Origin of the sequence: Mycobacterium sp. RTGN5, assembly GCF_033804465.1 — a bacterium.
Classification (GTDB): domain Bacteria; phylum Actinomycetota; class Actinomycetes; order Mycobacteriales; family Mycobacteriaceae; genus Mycobacterium.
The window spans coordinates 751,916-768,074 of record NZ_JAPZLA010000001.1 but is presented as its reverse complement, the minus strand read 5'-3'; the positions used below and the strand labels follow the sequence as shown (position 1 = coordinate 768,074).

The window sequence follows — 16,159 nt, the reverse complement described above, 5'->3', positions numbered from 1 at the left end:
TTGTCAGTTGTTGGGCGCGGCTATGCCGCCCAGGACGATGGCGAGGTATTGGCGGCCGACTTCGTCGGCTGTCAGCGGTCCACCTGGTTGATACCAACGCACAGACACCCACGTCGTATCCCGGATGAACCGATACACCACGTCGACGTCGATATCGGGGCGGAAGTCGCCCTGCTTGACACCCTCGTTGAGGAGGTCAAGCCACATCTTGCGTTGCTCTTTGTTGCGCTGGTCGACGAAGTCGAACTGCGGCAGCGATGACAGCCGTTTGGCCTCGTCCTGGTAGATCACCACCTGCGCATGCCGGTCTTCGATCGCCTCGAACGACGTCATGAACAAGCCCTTGAGCCGCTCGAGCGGGTTGGGCTCGGTGGCGATGATCTCCTGGTAGCGCTCGAACAGCCAGTCCAGGAAGTCCCGCAGGACCTCCTCGACCATCTGCTCCTTGCTCTTGAAGTGGTGATAGAGGCTGCCGGACAGAATGCCCGCCGAATCGGCGATGTCGCGCACCGTGGTGGCGCGCAGACCGCGTTCGGCGAACATCGTCGCGGCGAGCACCAGAAGCTCGTCGCGACGACTGACCGGCGGCTCGGTCATGCTCGTTGGCTCGACACCGAAATGACTTCGCCGGTCAGGTAGCTCGAGTAGTCGCTGGCCAGGAACGCAATAGTGGCAGCCACTTCCCACGGCTCGGCCGCACGGCCGAACGCCTCGCCTTCGGAGAGCCGGTCGAGCAGGTCGGTCGAGCTGACCTTCTCCAGGAACTTGTGCCGCGCGATGCTCGGTGAAACCGCATTGATGCGCACCCCGTGTTCGACGGCTTCGATTGCGCTGCAACGGGTCAGCGCCATCACGCCGGCCTTGGCGGCGGCGTAGTGCGACTGGGAATGCTGTGCCCGCCACCCCAGCACGCTGGCGTTGTTGACGATCACGCCGCCGTGGCCGGCAGCGCGGAAGTACCGCAGTGCGGCGCGGGTCGCCCGCATCACCGACGTCAGGGTCACGTTGAGCACCCGGTCCCAGTCTTCGTCGGTCATGTCGATGACCGGGGTTTCACCACCGAGCCCGGCATTGTTGACCAGTACATCAAGACGACCCAGCCGGGCGGTGGTGGAGGCGATCAGTGCGTCGACCTGTGCGGTGGACGTGACATCGCAGACCACGCTCTCGACCCGGCCAAGGCCCAATTCGGCCAGCTGGTCCCGGGTTTCGCCGAGCCGGCGTTCGTGATGATCGGAGACGACGACGTCGGCACCTTCGAGCAGCGCGCGCCGCGCGGTCGCTGATCCGATGCCGGTGCCCGCCGCCGCGGTCACCACGACGACCTTGCCGGTCAGCAGACCGTGGCCCTCAATCTCCTTGGGAGCCTCCGTCAATGGTGCCACTAGCCCTTCACCTCTCGAGGTAGGCCGAGCACCCGCTCGGCGATGATGTTGCGCTGAATCTCGTTGGAGCCGCCGTAAATCGTGTCCGACCTGGAGAACAGGAACAGCCGCTGCCACTCGTCGAATTCACCGTCGGCCAACAGCAGCCCGGACTTACCCTGGATGTCCATGGCCAGCTCACCGAGATCGCGATGCCAGTTGGCCCACAACAGCTTCGACACATTGTCCTGGCCGGGTTGCTCGACATCCATCGTCGCCAAGGCGTAGGACCGCATCGTCTGCAGACCCGCCCAGGACCGGGAGAGCCGCTCCCGGATCAACGGATCGTCGATCGCGCCGGTGGTCTTGGCCAGCTCAGCGATACCGGAAAGCTCACGGGCATAACGGATCTGCTGACCCAGCGTGGACACGCCGCGCTCGAAGGTCAGCGTCCCCATGGCCACTCGCCAGCCGTCGCCCGGCTCGCCGACCACCAGGTCGGCGTCGGTGCGGGCGTCGGTGAAGAACACCTCGTTGAATTCCGAGTCGCCGGTCAGCTGGATGATCGGGCGGATTTCCACCCCGGGCTGATCCAGCGGCACCAGCAGGTAGGACAGCCCGGCATGCCGCTTGGAGCCCTTCTCGGTGCGGGCCACCACGAAGCACCACTGCGCCCAGTGCGCCAACGACGTCCACACCTTCTGGCCGTTGATCACCCACGCGTCCCCGTCCAGCACCGCAGACGTGGCGACGTTGGCGAGGTCGCTGCCGGCGCCCGGCTCCGAATAGCCCTGGGACCACAGCTCGGTGACGTCGAGAATCCGGGGCAGGAACCGCTGCTGCTGCTCGGGGGTGCCGAACGCAATCAGGGTGGGCCCGAGCAGTTCCTCACCGAAGTGGTTGACCTTGTCGGGAGCATTGGCCTTCGCGTACTCCTCGTAGAACGCCACCCGGTGCGCGACCGACAGGCCGCGACCGCCGTGTTCCACCGGCCAGCCCAGGCAGGTCAGGCCCGCCGCGGCCAAATGCCGGTTCCAGGCCAGTCGCTCCTCGTAGGCTTCATGCTCGCGGCCCGGGCCGCCGAGGCCCTTGAGCGCGGCATATTCACCGACGAGATTGTCGGCCAGCCACGCGCGGACCTCCGCCCGGAACTCCTCGACCGTGATCACCCTTGTAGGCTAACCTACCAAGCACTTGCTTTGTTAGCCCGGGGACGATGCACCGGGTATCAAGCCCTGAGGAGTCTCGATGACGAGCCAACCGCGCACCACACCTGGGGTGCTGGATCGGATGGCCGTCGAATTCGCCGACCACGACGCCCTGGTCACCGCCGAACGCACCCTGACCTTCGCCGAATTGCGCGACGAAGTTCGCCGCGCTGCGGCGGCGATGATCGGCCTCGGCGTCGCCCCCGGTGACCGGGTCGCGATCTGGTCGCCGAACACCTGGCACTGGGTGATCGCCTGTTTGGCCACTCACTACGCCGGTGCGGTGATGGTGCCGTTGAACACCCGCTACACCGCCGCCGAGGCCTCCGACATCCTGGCCCGCACCGAGGCACCGCTGCTGTTCGGCATGGGCCGCTTCCTCGGCGCCGACCGGGTGGGTGACCTCGACCGCGCAGCGCTGCCAGCACTGCGGCACATCGTCCGCATCCCGATCGACTCCGACGACACCAACTCGGCCGGCACCTGGGACGACTTCCTGGCCGGCCCGCAAGCAGCGCTGTCGGAGGTCGACGCCCGCGCCGCGGCGGTGCACCCCGACGACCCGTCCGATGTCCTGTTCACCTCAGGCACCACCGGGCGCAGCAAAGGCGTGTTGTGCGCCCACCGACAGTCACTGGCAGCCCCGGCGGCGTGGGCAGAGTGCGGCCAGCTCACCAGCGCCGACCGCTACCTGTGCATCAACCCGTTCTTTCACAACTTCGGTTACAAGGCCGGCATCCTGGCCTGCCTGCAGACCGGCGCCACCCTGATTCCCCAGCTGACCTTCGACCCCGAGCAGGCGATGCGGCTGATCGCCGAGCAGCGCATCACCGTGGTGCCGGGGCCGCCGACGATCTTCCAGACGCTGCTGGACCACCCGACCCGCAAGGACTACGACCTCAGCTCGCTGCGCTTCGCGGTGACAGGCGCGGCGACAGTGCCCGTCGTGCTGATCGAACGGATGCAGGCCGAGCTCGATTTTGACATCGTGCTCACCGCGTACGGGCTGACCGAAGCCAACGGCTTCGGCACCATGTGCCGCGCCGACGACGACGCGGTGACCGTGGCCACCACCTGCGGGCGCCCGATCGCCGACTTCGAACTGCGCATCGATTCGCCCGACGAGGCAGGCGCGGGTGAGGTGCTGCTGCGCGGACCCAACGTGATGCTCGGCTATCTCGAGGATCCGGCCGCCACCGCGGCGGCGATCGACGCCGACGGCTGGCTGCACACCGGCGACATCGGCACCGTCGACGAGGCGGGGAATCTGCGAATCACCGACCGGCTCAAGGACATGTACATCTGCGGCGGCTTCAACGTCTACCCCGCCGAGATCGAGCAGGTGCTCGCCCGCCTCGATGGCGTGGCCGACGCCGCGGTGATCGGCGTGCCCGACGAACGCCTCGGCGAGGTCGGCCGAGCATTCATCGTGCGCCGCGACGGCAGCGACCTCGACGAGCAGGCCGTCATCGACTACACCAAAAAGCATCTGGCCAATTTCAAGACCCCGCGCTCGGTGGTCTTCGTGGCGACCCTGCCACGAAACCCGGGCGGTAAAGTGGTCAAACCCACACTCCGAGAGATGGTTTGATGGATCTCAGCTACGACGACGCCACCGAAGAGTTCCGCGACGAGGTGCGCTCGTTCCTGTCGGCCAACTCCGACTCGTTCCCAACGAAGTCCTACGACACGGCCGAAGGGTTCGAGCAGCATCGGGTCTGGGACCGCGTCCTTTTCGACGCCGGCCTGTCGGTGATCACCTGGCCGGAGAAGTACGGCGGTCGCGATGCCAGCCTGCTGCAGTGGGTGGTCTACGAGGAGGAGTACTTCCGCGCCGGAGCGCCCGGGCGGGCCAGCGCCAACGGCACCTCGATGCTGGGCCCGACCCTGTTCGCGCACGGCACCGAAGAACAACTCGACCGGGTGCTGCCGAAAATGGCCAGCGGCGAAGAGATCTGGGCCCAAGCCTGGTCGGAGCCGGAGTCCGGTAGCGACCTCGCGTCGCTGCGGTCGACGGCCACTCAGACCGACGGCGGCTGGCTCCTCAACGGTCAAAAGATCTGGAGCTCACGGGCGGTGTTCGGCGAGCGGGGCTTCGGACTGTTCCGGTCCGATCCCGAAGCGCAACGCCACAAGGGCTTGACCTACGTCATGTTCGACCTGAAGGCCGACGGCGTGACGGTACGCCCGATCGCGCAACTGGGCGGTGACACCGGGTTCGGCGAGATCTTCTTCGACGATGTGTTCGTGCCCGACGCCGACGTCATCGGCGGCGTGCACGACGGCTGGAGCGCCGCGATGAGCACGTCGAGCAACGAGCGCGGCATGTCGCTGCGCAGCCCGGCCCGCTTCCTGGCGCCGGCCGAGCGGCTGGTGTCGCAGTGGCGTGACAAGGGCGCCGACCCGGCGTTCGCCGACCGGGTGGCCGACGCCTGGATCAAGGCGCAGGCCTACCGGTTACATACGTTCGGCACCGTGACCCGGGTCGCCGGCGGCGGTGAACTGGGCGCCGAGTCATCGGTGACCAAGGTGTTCTGGTCCGATCTGGACGTCGCCCTGCATCAGACTGCGTTGGAGCTTCGTGGTGCCGATGCCGAGCTCACCGACGGCTGGACCGACGGTCTGCTGTTCGCGCTGGGCGGCCCGATCTACGCCGGTACCAACGAGATTCAGCGAAACATCATCGCCGAGCGGTTGCTCGGGCTGCCCAGAGAGAGCGCCGGGAAGAGTAAATGAAATTCGCACTCGACGAACAGCAGCGTGACTTCGCCGCCAGTATCGACGCCGCACTGGGCGCTGCCGACGTCCCCGGCGCCGTCCGGGCCTGGGCCGACGGTGACACCACTCCCGCCCGCAAGGTGTGGTCGGCGCTGACCGACCTCGGTGTCACGGCACTGGCAGTGGCCGAGAAGTACGACGGCATCGAGGCGCACCCCGTCGACCTGGTGGTCGCACTCGAACGCCTGGGCCGCTGGAATGTGCCCGGTCCGGTGACCGAATCCATTGCGGTGGCACCGATTCTGCTCGCGGACGATGATCGCTCGGCGGGGCTGGCTGCCGGTGAGCTGATCGCAACGGTGGCGCTGCCACCGGCAGTGCCGCGCGCCGTCAACGCCGACTTCGCCGGGCTCACCCTGCTGGCACAGGACGGCCGGGTCAGCGATGCCACCGTCGGCGACGGGCACGAGTCCGTCGACGCCAGCCGCCGGCTGTTCGACGTCACCGCCACCGGCGAGGCCCGCGACGCCGATGTCGCGCGGGCGTACGAATTCGGCGCGCTGGCCACCGCCGCCCAGCTGATCGGCGCCGGCCAGGCGATGCTGGACATGTCGGTCGAATACGCCAAGCAGCGCAGCCAGTTCGGCCGCGTCATCGGCAGCTATCAGGCGCTCAAGCACAAGCTCGCCGACGTCCACATCGCGGTGGAGCTGGCCCGTCCGCTGGTCTACGGCGCGGCACTGTCGCTGGCCGACGGGTCCCCCGATACCGCACGCGATGTCAGCGCCGCCAAGGCCGCCGCCTCGGATGCCGCACTGCTGGCGGCGCGCTCGTCGCTGCAGACGCATGGCGCCATCGGGTTCACCTCCGAACACGATCTGTCGCTGTGGCTGCTGCGGGTGCAGGCGCTGCACTCGGCGTGGGGCGACCCGACCACTCATCGACGTCGAGTGCTGGAGGCGCTGAAATGACATCCACTGAAGAACGGCAGATGCTGCGCGATACCGTCGCGGCACTCATCGACAAGCACGCCTCCCCAGCCGCGGTCCGCGAAGCGATGGAATCCGAGCGCGGCTACGACGAATCGTTGTGGACGAAGCTGTGCGAGCAGCTCGGTGTCGCCGCCCTGGTGGTGCCTGAAGAACTGGGCGGTGCCGGCGGTGAATTAGCCGATGCGGCAGCGGTTCTCGAGGAGCTGGGTCGCGGACTGGTTCCGACGCCGCTGCTCGGCACGACGCTGGCGGAGCTGGCACTGCTTGCCGCCGACGAGCCCGACACCGACATCCTCGAGCAGCTGGCCGCCGGTGCCGCGATCGGCGCGGTGGTGTTCGACCCCGGCTACGTGATCAACGGGGATGTCGCCGACGTCGTGCTGGGTGTCGAGGGAGCCGGAGCTGATGGCTCGCTGGTCCTGTGGAGTGATGTGACCGCCGAAGCGGTGCAGACCATGGACCCGACCCGCCGGCTGGCCCGGCTCACCCCGGGCTCCACCGCGACGATCGGTACCGATCCCGGACTGGCCGACACCGCAGCGATCCTGCTCGCGGCCGAGCAGATCGGCGCCGCAGCGCGGTGCCTGGAACTCACCGTCGAATACACCAAGGAACGCGTGCAATTCGGCCGGCCGATCGGCAGCTTCCAGGCGCTCAAGCACCGGATGGCCGACCTCTACGTCGCGGTGCAGTCAGCACGCGCCGTCGTCGGCGATGCGATCGCGCAGCCATCGCCGGTGTCAGCGGCGCTGGCACGCCTGGCCGCCACCGAGGCGTTCACCAAGGTGGCCGGCGAGGCGATCCAACTGCACGGCGGCATCGCGATCACGTGGGAACACGACATCCAGCTGTACTTCAAGCGGGCGCACGGCAGCGCCCAGTTGCTGGGTTCGGTGTCTGAGCAAGTCCGCCAGCTCGAATCCCAGGTGCTCTAGCCTGACTGGAGTGAACAACCGCGTTGCGCTGCGAGCCGGGATCCCGCCGTTCTATGTGATGGACGTGTGGCTTGCCGCCGCGGAGCGCCAGCGCACCCACGGTGACCTGGTGAACCTGTCGGCGGGTCAACCCAGCGTCGGCGCCCCGGAACCGGTGCGCGCGGCCGCGGCGGCCGCACTGGAGGCCAACCAGCTCGGTTACACCGTCGCGCTGGGCATCCCGGAGCTGCGGGCGGCGATCGCCGGCTCTTACGCCGGTCGCTACGGCCTCGACGTCAGCGCCGACGACGTGGTGGTGACCACCGGCTCCTCGGGCGGCTTCCTGCTGGCGTTCCTGGCGTGCTTCGACCCCGGTGACCGGGTGGCGATCGCCAGCCCGGGCTATCCCTGCTACCGCAACATCCTGTCGGCACTGGGCTGTGAGGTGGTGGAAATCCCGTGCGGGCCCGAAACCCGGTTCCAGCCGACCGTGCAAATGCTGGCCGAGTTGGATCCACCGGTGCAGGGCGTGATCGTGGCCAGCCCGGCCAACCCCACCGGCACAGTGATCCCGCCGGAAGAACTCGCGGCCATCGCAACCTGGTGCGATGCGACCGGAGCCCGGCTGATCAGCGATGAGGTGTACCACGGGCTGGTCTACCCCGGCGCACCCGAAACCTCGTGTGCCTGGCAGACGTCACGTAATGCCGTTGTGGCGAACAGTTTTTCGAAGTACTTCGCGATGACGGGCTGGCGACTGGGCTGGCTGTTGGTGCCCAAGGAGCTGCGGCGCGCGGTGGACTGCCTAACCGGAAACTTCACCATCTGCCCGCCGGTGCTCCCGCAATACGCCGGAGTGGCGGCATTCACGCCCGAGGCGGTAGCCGAGGCCCAAGGCCATCTGCACCACTACGCGGCCAACCGGGAGACGCTGCTTGCCGGTCTGCGCCAGGTTGGCATCACCCGGCTGGCGCCCACCGACGGGGCGTTCTACGTCTACGCCGACGTCTCGGACTTCACGACCGACTCGTTGACCTTCTGCGAGAAACTCTTGGCCGACACCGGATTGGCGATCGCCCCCGGGATCGACTTCGACCCCGCGCGCGGCGGGTCGTTCGTGCGGCTGTCGTTCGCCGGCCCGTCTGGCGATATCGACGAAGCGCTGCGCCGGCTCGGACCCTGGCTGGCTCGTTAGGCTGAGCATGCACGGTGAGCGCAACTATTGCGACACGCCTTCGGAGCTGGTGGGCTGATGGCATGCCGTTCATCGACCACGAGCTTGGCCGCGCCTACTACCGACACTGGGCCGCACTCGAACCCCGTGCGGCCGTCATCTTCCTGCACGGATTCGGCGAACACACCGGCGTCTACCACCGGCTGGGCTTCGCCCTCAACGCGGCCGGGATCGATCTGTGGGCGGTCGACCAGTTCGGCCACGGTCTCTCCCCCGGTGCGCGCGGGGACTTCGGCCGGATCGAGGACAGCTCCGCGCTCGCCGAGGGCCTCACGGCGTTGGCTGAGCAGACGACGCCCGGGATTCCGCTTATCGCACAAGGGCATTCGTACGGGGCCGTGGTGACCCTATTTCGGCTTCTGGACCAGCCGCAGCGCTACCGCGCCGGGATCATCTCCGGCGCGCCGGTGGTCCCGGTGCCCGAGCTGCTCGACACCGACAGTTCACTCGACCTCGACCCGCACTGGCTGTCCGACGATCCGTTCTACCTGGACGCGATGGAGAACGATCCGCTGGCGTTCGTCGAGGCCGACAGTGTGCCGCTGGCGCGCGAGCTCGATCGCGCGTGGGACCGCTTCGGCAGTGAGCTGCCGAAGTTGACGGTGGCGACCCTGGCCATCCACGGCGAGCTCGATCCCATCGCCCCGGTGAGCGCGCTGCGGGCCTACGCCGAGCAGATCGACGCGCTACGGCTTCGGGAATTCCCCGGCGCCCATCACGACATCCTCAACGAGACCGTGCACCGCGAGGTGGCCACGGCGATCCTCGAGTTCATCGGCGAGCAGGGCTGATCCGCGCTACAGCCAGGTGTCGGGGGTGGTGGTGGTGAGGAAGGCGTCGAGGTCGTCGCGCCAGTGCGCCGGAGTGGTCTTGTCCGGCTCGATACCGGTGTAGTCGCCGCGATAGAACAGCAGCGGTCGCGGTTTCTTCTTCGGCACCTCGGACAGCGAGTGCACGGCACCGAACACCACGAAGTGATCACCGCCGTCAATCACTGAATGCACCGTGCAGTCGATATGAGCCAGCGTGCCGTCGATCACGGGTGAGCCGAGCGCGCTTGGGCTCCAGTCGATTCCAGCGAACTTGTCCGGCTCCCTGGATCCGAACCGGGCGGACACATCCTTCTGCTTCTCGTGCAGGATGTTGACGCAGAACTTTCCGCTGGCCTCTATAGCCGCCCAGGACCTCGACAGCTTGGTGGGGCAGAACAGCACCAGCGGCGGCTCGAGCGACAGCGCAGCGAACGACTGGCAGGCGAACCCGACCGGAGCGTCCTCGTGGACCGTCGTGATGATCGTGATGCCCGTGCAGAACTGGCCCAGCACGTGCCGGAACGTGCGGGGGTCGATCGGCGCCGCGGACATCGGCTACTTGAACCCGACGGAGAAGTCGTGGCCCCACAGACTGACCGCGGTGCTCTCCCGGGCGATCCAGCCGTCATCCTCGACTTCGAGTCCTTCACAACCGAATTCGACGTCGAAACCGCCGGGGGTCTTCATGTAGAAGGACAGCATCTTGTCGTTGGTGTGCCGGCCCAGCGTCGCCGACATCTTTACCTTGCGGCGATTGGCGCGGTCCAGGCACAGGCCGACGTCATCGGAGTTCTCCACCTCGACCATCAGGTGCACGATGCCGGTCGGGTTGGGCATCGGCATGAAGGCCAGTGCATGGTGTCGCGGGTTGCAGCCGTAGAACCGCAGCCAGATCGGGTCGCCGTCGGCCGGGCGGCCGGCCAATTGCGGCGGCAGGCTCATCGAATCGCGGAGCCGGAAGCCCAGCACATCCTGATAGAAGGCCTGCGCGGCGGCGTCGTCGTCGCAGGTGAGCACGACGTGCCCGAGTCCCTGTTCGGCGGTGACGAACTTGTGGCCGTAGGGGCTGACGAACCGGCGCCCCAGGTACTGCGCACCATGGAACGCTTCGAGGACGTTGCCGGCGGGATCGGAGAACCGGACCAGACCCTCGACACGGCGCTCGGACTTCTCCTCGCGCGTGCCTTCGACGAACTCGACACCTGCCTTGGCCAGCGTCTCGCGCAGGCTTTGCAGCGCAGGCGCATCGGCGACCTCCCAGCCTGAGATCAGCAGCCGGTCGCGGTCGCCGGGCACGATCACCAGGCGGGCGGCGAAATCATCCATGCGCAGATAGAGCGCATCGGGGATGGCCCCGTCACCCTCCACCATGCCGAGCACCTTGAGCCCGAACTCGCGCCAGGCCGCCACATCGGTGGCCTCGATTCGCATGTAGCCCAGCGCTTTTAGCGTCATGCCCCACCTCCGAGGAAATCAACGGTCAGCTTGTTGAACTCGTCGAATTTCTCCAACTGAGCCCAATGTCCACATTGCCCGAAAACGTGCAGCTGCACACGCGGAATCTGCTTTAACGCCACCAGTGCGCCGTCGAGCGGGTTGACCCGATCCTCGCGGCCCCAGATCAGCAGCACCCGCTGGCGCAGTTTGTATACGTCGCGCCACATCATGCCGAGCTCGAAATCGGCTCCGGCAAACGACTTTCCCATCGCCCTGGCGGCGGCCAGTGACTCGGAGGTACTCGCGATCGCGAAGCGCTCGTCGACCAGCTCGGGGGTGATCAGCTTCTGGTCGAAGACCATGATGCGCAGGAACTTCTCCATGTTCTCACGCGTGGGGTCGGCGGTGAACCGACCCAGCAGCTTCACACCCTCGGTGGGGTCGGGCGCGAATAGGTTGACCGACAGTCCGCCCGGGCCCATCAGAACCAGCCGGCCGGCGCGCTTGGGGTTGTCCAGCGCGAACCGCACCGCGGTGCCGCCGCCAAGCGAATTGCCGATCAGGTCGGCGCGTTCGATCTTGAGATGATCGAACAGGTTCAGCAAAGCCGTTGCACTGTAACGGTTGTACTGCTCGTGCTCGGCGTGCTTGTCAGAGTGGCCGTAACCGGGCTGGTCGACCGCGAGCACATGAAAGTGCTTGGCCAGCACCGCGATGTTGCGCGAGAAGTTCGACCAGCTTGATGCGCCAGGACCGCCGCCGTGCAACAGCACCACGGTCTGCGGATTGCCGACGCCCGCCTCGTGAAAGTGCAGGCGCATGTCGTCACGGACCTGCGCATAGCGCGAGGTGGATTCGAAGGTCAGCTCTTGCTGAGACTCCACTTCCTGGATGAAGGACGTCATCGGGTCGGCCCGCTAAACCATCGTGTCGCCGAGCGGAAGCCCGAACTCCTGGTTGCCGAACATCACGTACGCGCGCTCGGCGTCGTTGGCGGCGTGCACCCGTCCCGCGTGTGCGTCGCGCCAGAACCGTTGCAGCGGTGTATCGGTGCCAAGCGCAGTGGCGCCGGCACTCTCGAAGAGCCGGTCGATGGCGGCGATGGCGCGCTGGGTGGCGCGGACCTGGTCGCGGCGGGCCTTGGCGCGCAGCTCCAGCGGAATATCCTGGCCGGCCAGCAGCAGCGCGTACTCGGTGGCCAGGTTGCCCGACAGCTGGCCCCAGGCCGCGTCGATGTCACTGGCCGCCTCGGCGATGCGGACCTTGGCGAACGGATCGTCCTTGGCCTTCTCACCGGCGTAGGCGGCACGCACCCGCTTGCCCTGGTGCTCGACGTGAGCGGCGTAGGCGCCGTAGGCCATGCCCACGATAGGTGTCGAGATGGTCGTGGGATGTATTGTGCCCCAAGGCATCTTGTACACGGGTGCGGTGTTGCTCTGCAGCCCGGGGGAACTCAGGTCACTCATCGCCTTGAACGAGGTGAACCGGTGGCGGGGGACGAACACGTCTTTCATCACCAGCGTGTTGCTGCCGGTGCCTTTGAGGCCGACCACGTGCCAGTCGTCGTCGATGCGGTAGTCACTGATCGGGACCAGGAAGCTGCCGAAGTCGACCGGCCTCCCGTCCTTGATGACCGGGCCACCGACGAACGTCCAGGACGCGTGGTCGCAACCCGACGACCAGTGCCACGCACCGTTGACCAGGTACCCGCCGTCGGTGACGACGCCGGCGCCCATCGGGGCGTACGACGACGAGATCCGCACGTTCGGATCCGCGCTCCACACGTCTTCCTGCGCCTGCTGCTCGAAGTGCGCTAGGTGCCAGTTGTGCACGCCGAGGATGCCGGCGACCCAGCCGGTCGAACCACAGGCGCTGGCCAGCCGGCGAACGGCCTCGTAGAACAGCGCCGGATCGCTCTGCAGGCCGCCCCACTGCTCGGGCTGGAGGAGCTTGAAGAAGCCGACTTCGTCGAGTTCGGCGATCGTGGCGTCGGGGATGCGGCGCAGGTCCTCGGTCTCCTGGGCCCGCTCGCGCAGCTTTGGCAGCAGTTCGTCGATGCCGGTGAGAACCGACTCCGCGTCACGCTGTTGAATGGACGTCACTGCATGCCTCCCGGAAGTGCGTTACTGGACCAAGACTAGAACACGTTACGATTTGTGTCGAGCAGCGCGAGCCTGCGGCTGGTAGCGATATGCAAACCCATTTCTGTAACCTGTTCTAGTTAGGCTGGAGGGAAGGCGAAGCGACGTGACGCAGGTTCCACCGGACGAGCCGCTGGGCAACCACGTGCTCGAATTGGAAGTCACCGACGTTGTCGAGGAGACCGGTGACTCGCGGTCCCTGGTGTTCGGCGTGCCCGCCGGGGCGGACATCCCGGCCGATCGCCTGCGCTACGCGCCCGGCCAGTTCCTGACGCTGCGCATCCCCAGTGACCGCACCGGCTCGGTGGCGCGCTGCTACTCGCTGTGCAGTTCGCCGTTCACCGACGACGCCCTGACCGTCACCATCAAGCGCACTGTCGACGGCTACGCGTCGAACTGGCTGTGCGACCACGCGCACCGGGGCATGAAGATGCACGTCCTGGCGCCGTCGGGCACCTTCGTCCCCAAGACACTCGACGCCGACTTCCTGCTCATCGCCGCAGGCAGCGGGATCACCCCGATGCTGGCCATCTGCAAGTCGGCGCTGTCGCAGGGCAGCGGCCAAGTCACCTTGATCTACGCCAACCGCGACGAGAGTTCCGTCATCTTCGGCAGCGCGCTGCGGGACCTGGCCGCCAAGTACCCCGATCGGCTGACCGTCGTGCACTGGCTGGAGTCGGTGCAGGGCCTGCCGAGCGTGCCGGCACTGAGCCAGCTGATGGCTCCTTACACCGACCGCCAGGCGTTCATCTGCGGGCCCGGACCGTTCATGAAGGCCGCCGAAGAGGCACTCGAGTCGTTGAAGGTCCCAGCCAAGCGGGTGCACATCGAGGTGTTCCGCTCGCTGGACACCGATCCGTTCGCCACGGTGAAAATCACCGACGACGGTGACGAGCCGCCGGCCACCGCCGTCGTCGAGCTCGACGGGACGACCCACACGGTGTCGTGGCCACGCAGCGCCAAACTGCTCGACGTGCTCCTCGACAAGGGACTCGACGTGCCGTTCTCCTGCCGGGAGGGCCACTGCGGCGCCTGCGCGGTGGTCAAGCGCAGCGGCGAGGTCAAGATGGATATCAACGACGTCCTCGAGCCCAGCGACATCGCCGAGGGGTTGATCCTGAGCTGCCAGGCGCGGCCGAATTCCGATTCAGTCGAAGTCACCTACGACGAGTAGGGCGGCCTGACGGCTAGCGGGGCAGGCCGAGCAGGCGCTCCCCCGCCAGGGTGAGCAGGATCTGCTCGGTGCCGCCGGCAATGGTCAGGCACCGGGTGTTGAGGAAGTCGTGCACGAAGCCGTCGATGACAAGCCCGCCCGACTCGCACAGTTCCTGCCGGAACTCGGCCAGCGCCTGCCGGTGCCGCACGCCAATCAGCTTGCGCGCGCTGGCTTCTGCGCTGGTGTCGTGTCCGCCGACGGCCAGCTGGGCGATCCGCTGATCGAGCAATGAGCCCGCCTGCGCGGACAGGATCAGCTTGCCCATCTGGTCGGCGAGCGCGGTGTCGAGCTCCCGCTCGGCGACCATCTGCAGCATCTCCTCGACCGGATTGCCCAGCGCGGTGCCCTGCGCCATCGCGACGCGCTCGTTGGCCAGGGTGGTGCGGGCCAGCCGCCAGCCGTCGTTGACGGTGCCGACCACCATGTCGTCGGGCACGAAGACGTCGTCGAAGAACACCTCGTTGAACAGCTCGTCGCCGGTGATCTCACGCAGCGGCCGAACCACGAGGCCCGGCGAGCGCATGTCGATCAGGAAATAGGTGATGCCCTTGTGCTTCGGAGCGTCGGGGTCGGTGCGGGCCAGGCACACGCCCCAGTGCGCCTTCTGCGCGGCCGACGTCCACACCTTCTGGCCGGTGAGCTTCCAACCACCTTCGGCGCGAACGGCTTTGGTGCGCAGAGCGGCCAGATCCGACCCGGCGCCTGGCTCGCTGAACAGCTGGCACCAGATGATGTCGCCACGCAGCGTGGCCGGCACGAACTGTTCGATCTGCTCGGGTGTGCCGCCCTCGAGGATCGTCGGTATCGCCCACCAGCCGATCACCAGATCGGGGCGTTGCACGTCGACCTTGGCCAGTTCGGAGTCGATGAGCAGCTGCTCGGCCGGCGAGGCCTCCCGGCCGTAGGGCTTGGGCCAGTGCGGCGCGAGCAACCCGGTCTCGGCCAGCGCGGGCTGACGCTTGTTCGCCGGCAGGGCGGCGACTTCGGCTGCGGCGGCAGCGATCTCGGGCTGCAGGTGCGCGACGGAGTCCAGATCGATGTGCAGCTCGCGCCGCGCACCGTCCAGTGTCAGCGCGCCAACACGGCGCAGCCACGCCGCCCGACCGCCGAGGATCTGGCCGATGCTGTAGGCGCGGCGCAGGTACAGGTGGGCGTCGTGTTCCCAGGTGATGCCGATACCGCCGAGCACCTGGATGCAGTCCTTGGCGTTGGCCGTGGCCGACTCGATACCGATCGCGGCGGCGATGGCAGCGGCGATGGCGAGCTGGCCTTCGTCGTCTCCAGAGGCAGCGACCGCCGCATCGGCGGCGGCCACCGCGGCCTGCTGAGAGCGCAGCAGCATCTCGGCGCACATGTGTTTGATGGCTTGGAAGCTGCCGATCGGCTTGCCGAACTGCTCGCGCACCTTGGCGTACTCGACGGCGATATCCAGCGTCCAGCGGGCCAGGCCGGCGGTTTCAGCGGCCAGCACCGTGGCGGTCAGGTCGTCGAACCGGCGCCGCGAGACCGCGAGCGTGGTGGCCGGGACGGCGTCCAGCGTCACCTTGGCCAGCGGGCGGGAGAAATCGGTGGCCGCCAGCAGCTCGACCGTCACGCCGTCGGCAGCGGCGTCGACCACGACGACCTGATCTCCGACCGGCAACAGCAGCACGCCGGAGGCATCCGCGCCGAGCACGTATCCGGCGGTGCCCGACACCCGATCGCCGTCCAGCGTCAGGTCGGCGGCCAGCGCCAGTCCCGCCGTCGACTCCCCCGAAGCCAGCGCTTCAAGCAGCTCGGGATCGGTGACCACCAGCGTGGCCACCGCCGTCGTCGCGACCGGTCCCGGGATCAGCGCCCGCGCTGCCTCCTCGACCATGGCGCACAGGTCCTGCACGGAACCGCCGGCACCGCCGGCGTCCTCGGCCACGGCGACACCGAAGAGTCCCAGCTCGGCCAGGCCGCGATAAACCGGGCGCCAGGCGTCTGGCGTGCCTTGCTCGACATCGCGCACCGCCGGAAGGGCGGCGCCGGACGATGCGGCCCAGCTGCGGACCAACTCCCGGGCGGCAAACTGTTCGTCGGTGGTGGTCGCAGACAACGTCGGCTCCTAGGTTTCACGAAGAAGGGCCGCTGAACATCTT

Annotated in this window: 15 protein-coding genes; 7 read left to right on the top strand and 8 right to left on the bottom strand. The window is 67.5% G+C overall.

Features of this window, described 5'->3' with window-relative positions; all coding sequences use genetic code 11:
- Positions 1–3: 3 nt before the first annotated feature.
- The 3 genes from kstR2 to ipdE1 are packed head-to-tail and all read right to left on the bottom strand — an operon-like array spanning position 4 to position 2,533.
- Positions 4–597 (bottom strand): TetR family transcriptional regulator KstR2, encoded by a 594-nt coding sequence (gene kstR2 / locus SLQ31_RS03685; protein ID WP_319429745.1) that lies wholly within the window; start codon positions 595–597, stop codon positions 4–6.
- Complete coding sequence (ipdF, locus tag SLQ31_RS03680; protein ID WP_413641878.1) at positions 594–1,376, bottom strand: (5R,7aS)-5-hydroxy-7a-methyl-1-oxo-2,3,5,6,7,7a-hexahydro-1H-indene-carboxyl-CoA reductase; 783 nt, start codon at positions 1,374–1,376, stop codon at positions 594–596. Before ipdF ends, kstR2 begins: the two co-directional genes overlap by 4 nt.
- 8 nt (positions 1,377–1,384) lie before the next feature.
- Positions 1,385–2,533: an acyl-CoA dehydrogenase IpdE1 gene (gene ipdE1 / locus SLQ31_RS03675; RefSeq protein WP_319429741.1), complete on the bottom strand. Its 1,149-nt coding sequence runs from the start codon at positions 2,531–2,533 to the stop codon at positions 1,385–1,387.
- Positions 2,534–2,612: 79 nt separating this feature from the next.
- On the opposite strand from ipdE1, the gene fadD3 reads away from it, so the two are divergent.
- From fadD3 to SLQ31_RS03645, 6 genes are all read left to right on the top strand, one after another.
- A complete protein-coding gene (gene fadD3 / locus SLQ31_RS03670) occupies positions 2,613–4,163 on the top strand; it encodes a 3-((3aS,4S,7aS)-7a-methyl-1,5-dioxo-octahydro-1H-inden-4-yl)propanoate--CoA ligase FadD3 (RefSeq protein WP_319429739.1) in 1,551 nt (516 codons plus the stop codon).
- On the top strand, positions 4,163–5,308 hold the full coding sequence (locus tag SLQ31_RS03665; RefSeq protein WP_319429738.1) for an acyl-CoA dehydrogenase family protein: 1,146 nt from the start codon (positions 4,163–4,165) through the stop codon (positions 5,306–5,308). Before fadD3 ends, SLQ31_RS03665 begins: the two co-directional genes overlap by 1 nt.
- Positions 5,305–6,261, top strand: a complete 957-nt coding sequence (locus SLQ31_RS03660; RefSeq protein ID WP_319429737.1) for an acyl-CoA dehydrogenase — start codon at positions 5,305–5,307, stop codon at positions 6,259–6,261. The genes SLQ31_RS03665 and SLQ31_RS03660 overlap by 4 nt, the downstream gene beginning before the upstream one ends.
- Positions 6,258–7,217 carry an acyl-CoA dehydrogenase family protein gene (locus tag SLQ31_RS03655; protein ID WP_319429735.1) on the top strand — a complete coding sequence of 320 codons (960 nt, stop codon included), beginning with the start codon at positions 6,258–6,260 and terminating at the stop codon, positions 7,215–7,217. The genes SLQ31_RS03660 and SLQ31_RS03655 overlap by 4 nt, the downstream gene beginning before the upstream one ends.
- Before the next feature lie 10 nt (positions 7,218–7,227).
- Complete coding sequence (locus tag SLQ31_RS03650; protein WP_319429733.1) at positions 7,228–8,391, top strand: pyridoxal phosphate-dependent aminotransferase; 1,164 nt, start codon at positions 7,228–7,230, stop codon at positions 8,389–8,391.
- Positions 8,392–8,453: 62 nt separating this feature from the next.
- The gene (locus SLQ31_RS03645; protein WP_319429731.1) at positions 8,454–9,221 is read left to right on the top strand and encodes an alpha/beta fold hydrolase; all 768 of its coding nucleotides are present in this window, start codon (positions 8,454–8,456) and stop codon (positions 9,219–9,221) included.
- A 6-nt stretch (positions 9,222–9,227) separates the two neighbouring features.
- Here SLQ31_RS03645 and hsaB read toward each other — a convergent pair whose 3' ends face one another.
- From hsaB to hsaA, 4 genes are read right to left on the bottom strand one after another with little or no spacing between them, the layout of a single operon-like run.
- On the bottom strand, positions 9,228–9,794 hold the full coding sequence (gene hsaB, locus SLQ31_RS03640) for a 3-hydroxy-9,10-secoandrosta-1,3,5(10)-triene-9,17-dione monooxygenase reductase subunit (RefSeq protein WP_319429729.1): 567 nt from the start codon (positions 9,792–9,794) through the stop codon (positions 9,228–9,230).
- Positions 9,795–9,797: 3 nt separating this feature from the next.
- Positions 9,798–10,697 carry an iron-dependent extradiol dioxygenase HsaC gene (hsaC, locus tag SLQ31_RS03635; RefSeq protein ID WP_319429727.1) on the bottom strand — a complete coding sequence of 300 codons (900 nt, stop codon included), beginning with the start codon at positions 10,695–10,697 and terminating at the stop codon, positions 9,798–9,800.
- Complete coding sequence (gene hsaD / locus SLQ31_RS03630; RefSeq protein ID WP_413641506.1) at positions 10,694–11,584, bottom strand: 4,5:9,10-diseco-3-hydroxy-5,9,17-trioxoandrosta-1(10),2-diene-4-oate hydrolase; 891 nt, start codon at positions 11,582–11,584, stop codon at positions 10,694–10,696. The genes hsaC and hsaD overlap by 4 nt, the downstream gene beginning before the upstream one ends.
- Positions 11,585–11,596: 12 nt before the next feature.
- Positions 11,597–12,781 (bottom strand): 3-hydroxy-9,10-secoandrosta-1,3,5(10)-triene-9,17-dione monooxygenase oxygenase subunit, encoded by a 1,185-nt coding sequence (gene hsaA / locus SLQ31_RS03625; RefSeq protein WP_319429726.1) that lies wholly within the window; start codon positions 12,779–12,781, stop codon positions 11,597–11,599.
- 145 nt (positions 12,782–12,926) lie between these two features.
- On the opposite strand from hsaA, the gene SLQ31_RS03620 reads away from it, so the two are divergent.
- Positions 12,927–13,994 carry a ferredoxin--NADP reductase gene (locus tag SLQ31_RS03620; RefSeq protein ID WP_319429724.1) on the top strand — a complete coding sequence of 356 codons (1,068 nt, stop codon included), beginning with the start codon at positions 12,927–12,929 and terminating at the stop codon, positions 13,992–13,994.
- Between the two features lie 13 nt (positions 13,995–14,007).
- Here the strand turns inward: SLQ31_RS03620 and SLQ31_RS03615 are convergent, their stop codons facing one another.
- A complete protein-coding gene (locus tag SLQ31_RS03615; RefSeq protein WP_319429722.1) occupies positions 14,008–16,116 on the bottom strand; it encodes an acyl-CoA dehydrogenase in 2,109 nt (702 codons plus the stop codon).
- Between the last annotated feature and the right edge of the window lie 43 nt (positions 16,117–16,159).

Coding starts and splice junctions, on each gene's coding strand:
- hsaC (WP_319429727.1), bottom strand. CDS start 10,697: ATGACGCTAAAAGCGCTGGGCTACATGCGAATCGAGGCCACCGATGTG.
- hsaD (WP_413641506.1), bottom strand. CDS start 11,584: ATGACGTCCTTCATCCAGGAAGTGGAGTCTCAGCAAGAGCTGACCTTC.
- SLQ31_RS03660 (WP_319429737.1), top strand. CDS start 5,305: ATGAAATTCGCACTCGACGAACAGCAGCGTGACTTCGCCGCCAGTATC.
- SLQ31_RS03645 (WP_319429731.1), top strand. CDS start 8,454: ATGCCGTTCATCGACCACGAGCTTGGCCGCGCCTACTACCGACACTGG.
- kstR2 (WP_319429745.1), bottom strand. CDS start 597: ATGACCGAGCCGCCGGTCAGTCGTCGCGACGAGCTTCTGGTGCTCGCC.
- fadD3 (WP_319429739.1), top strand. CDS start 2,613: ATGACGAGCCAACCGCGCACCACACCTGGGGTGCTGGATCGGATGGCC.
- SLQ31_RS03665 (WP_319429738.1), top strand. CDS start 4,163: ATGGATCTCAGCTACGACGACGCCACCGAAGAGTTCCGCGACGAGGTG.
- hsaB (WP_319429729.1), bottom strand. CDS start 9,794: ATGTCCGCGGCGCCGATCGACCCCCGCACGTTCCGGCACGTGCTGGGC.
- SLQ31_RS03655 (WP_319429735.1), top strand. CDS start 6,258: ATGACATCCACTGAAGAACGGCAGATGCTGCGCGATACCGTCGCGGCA.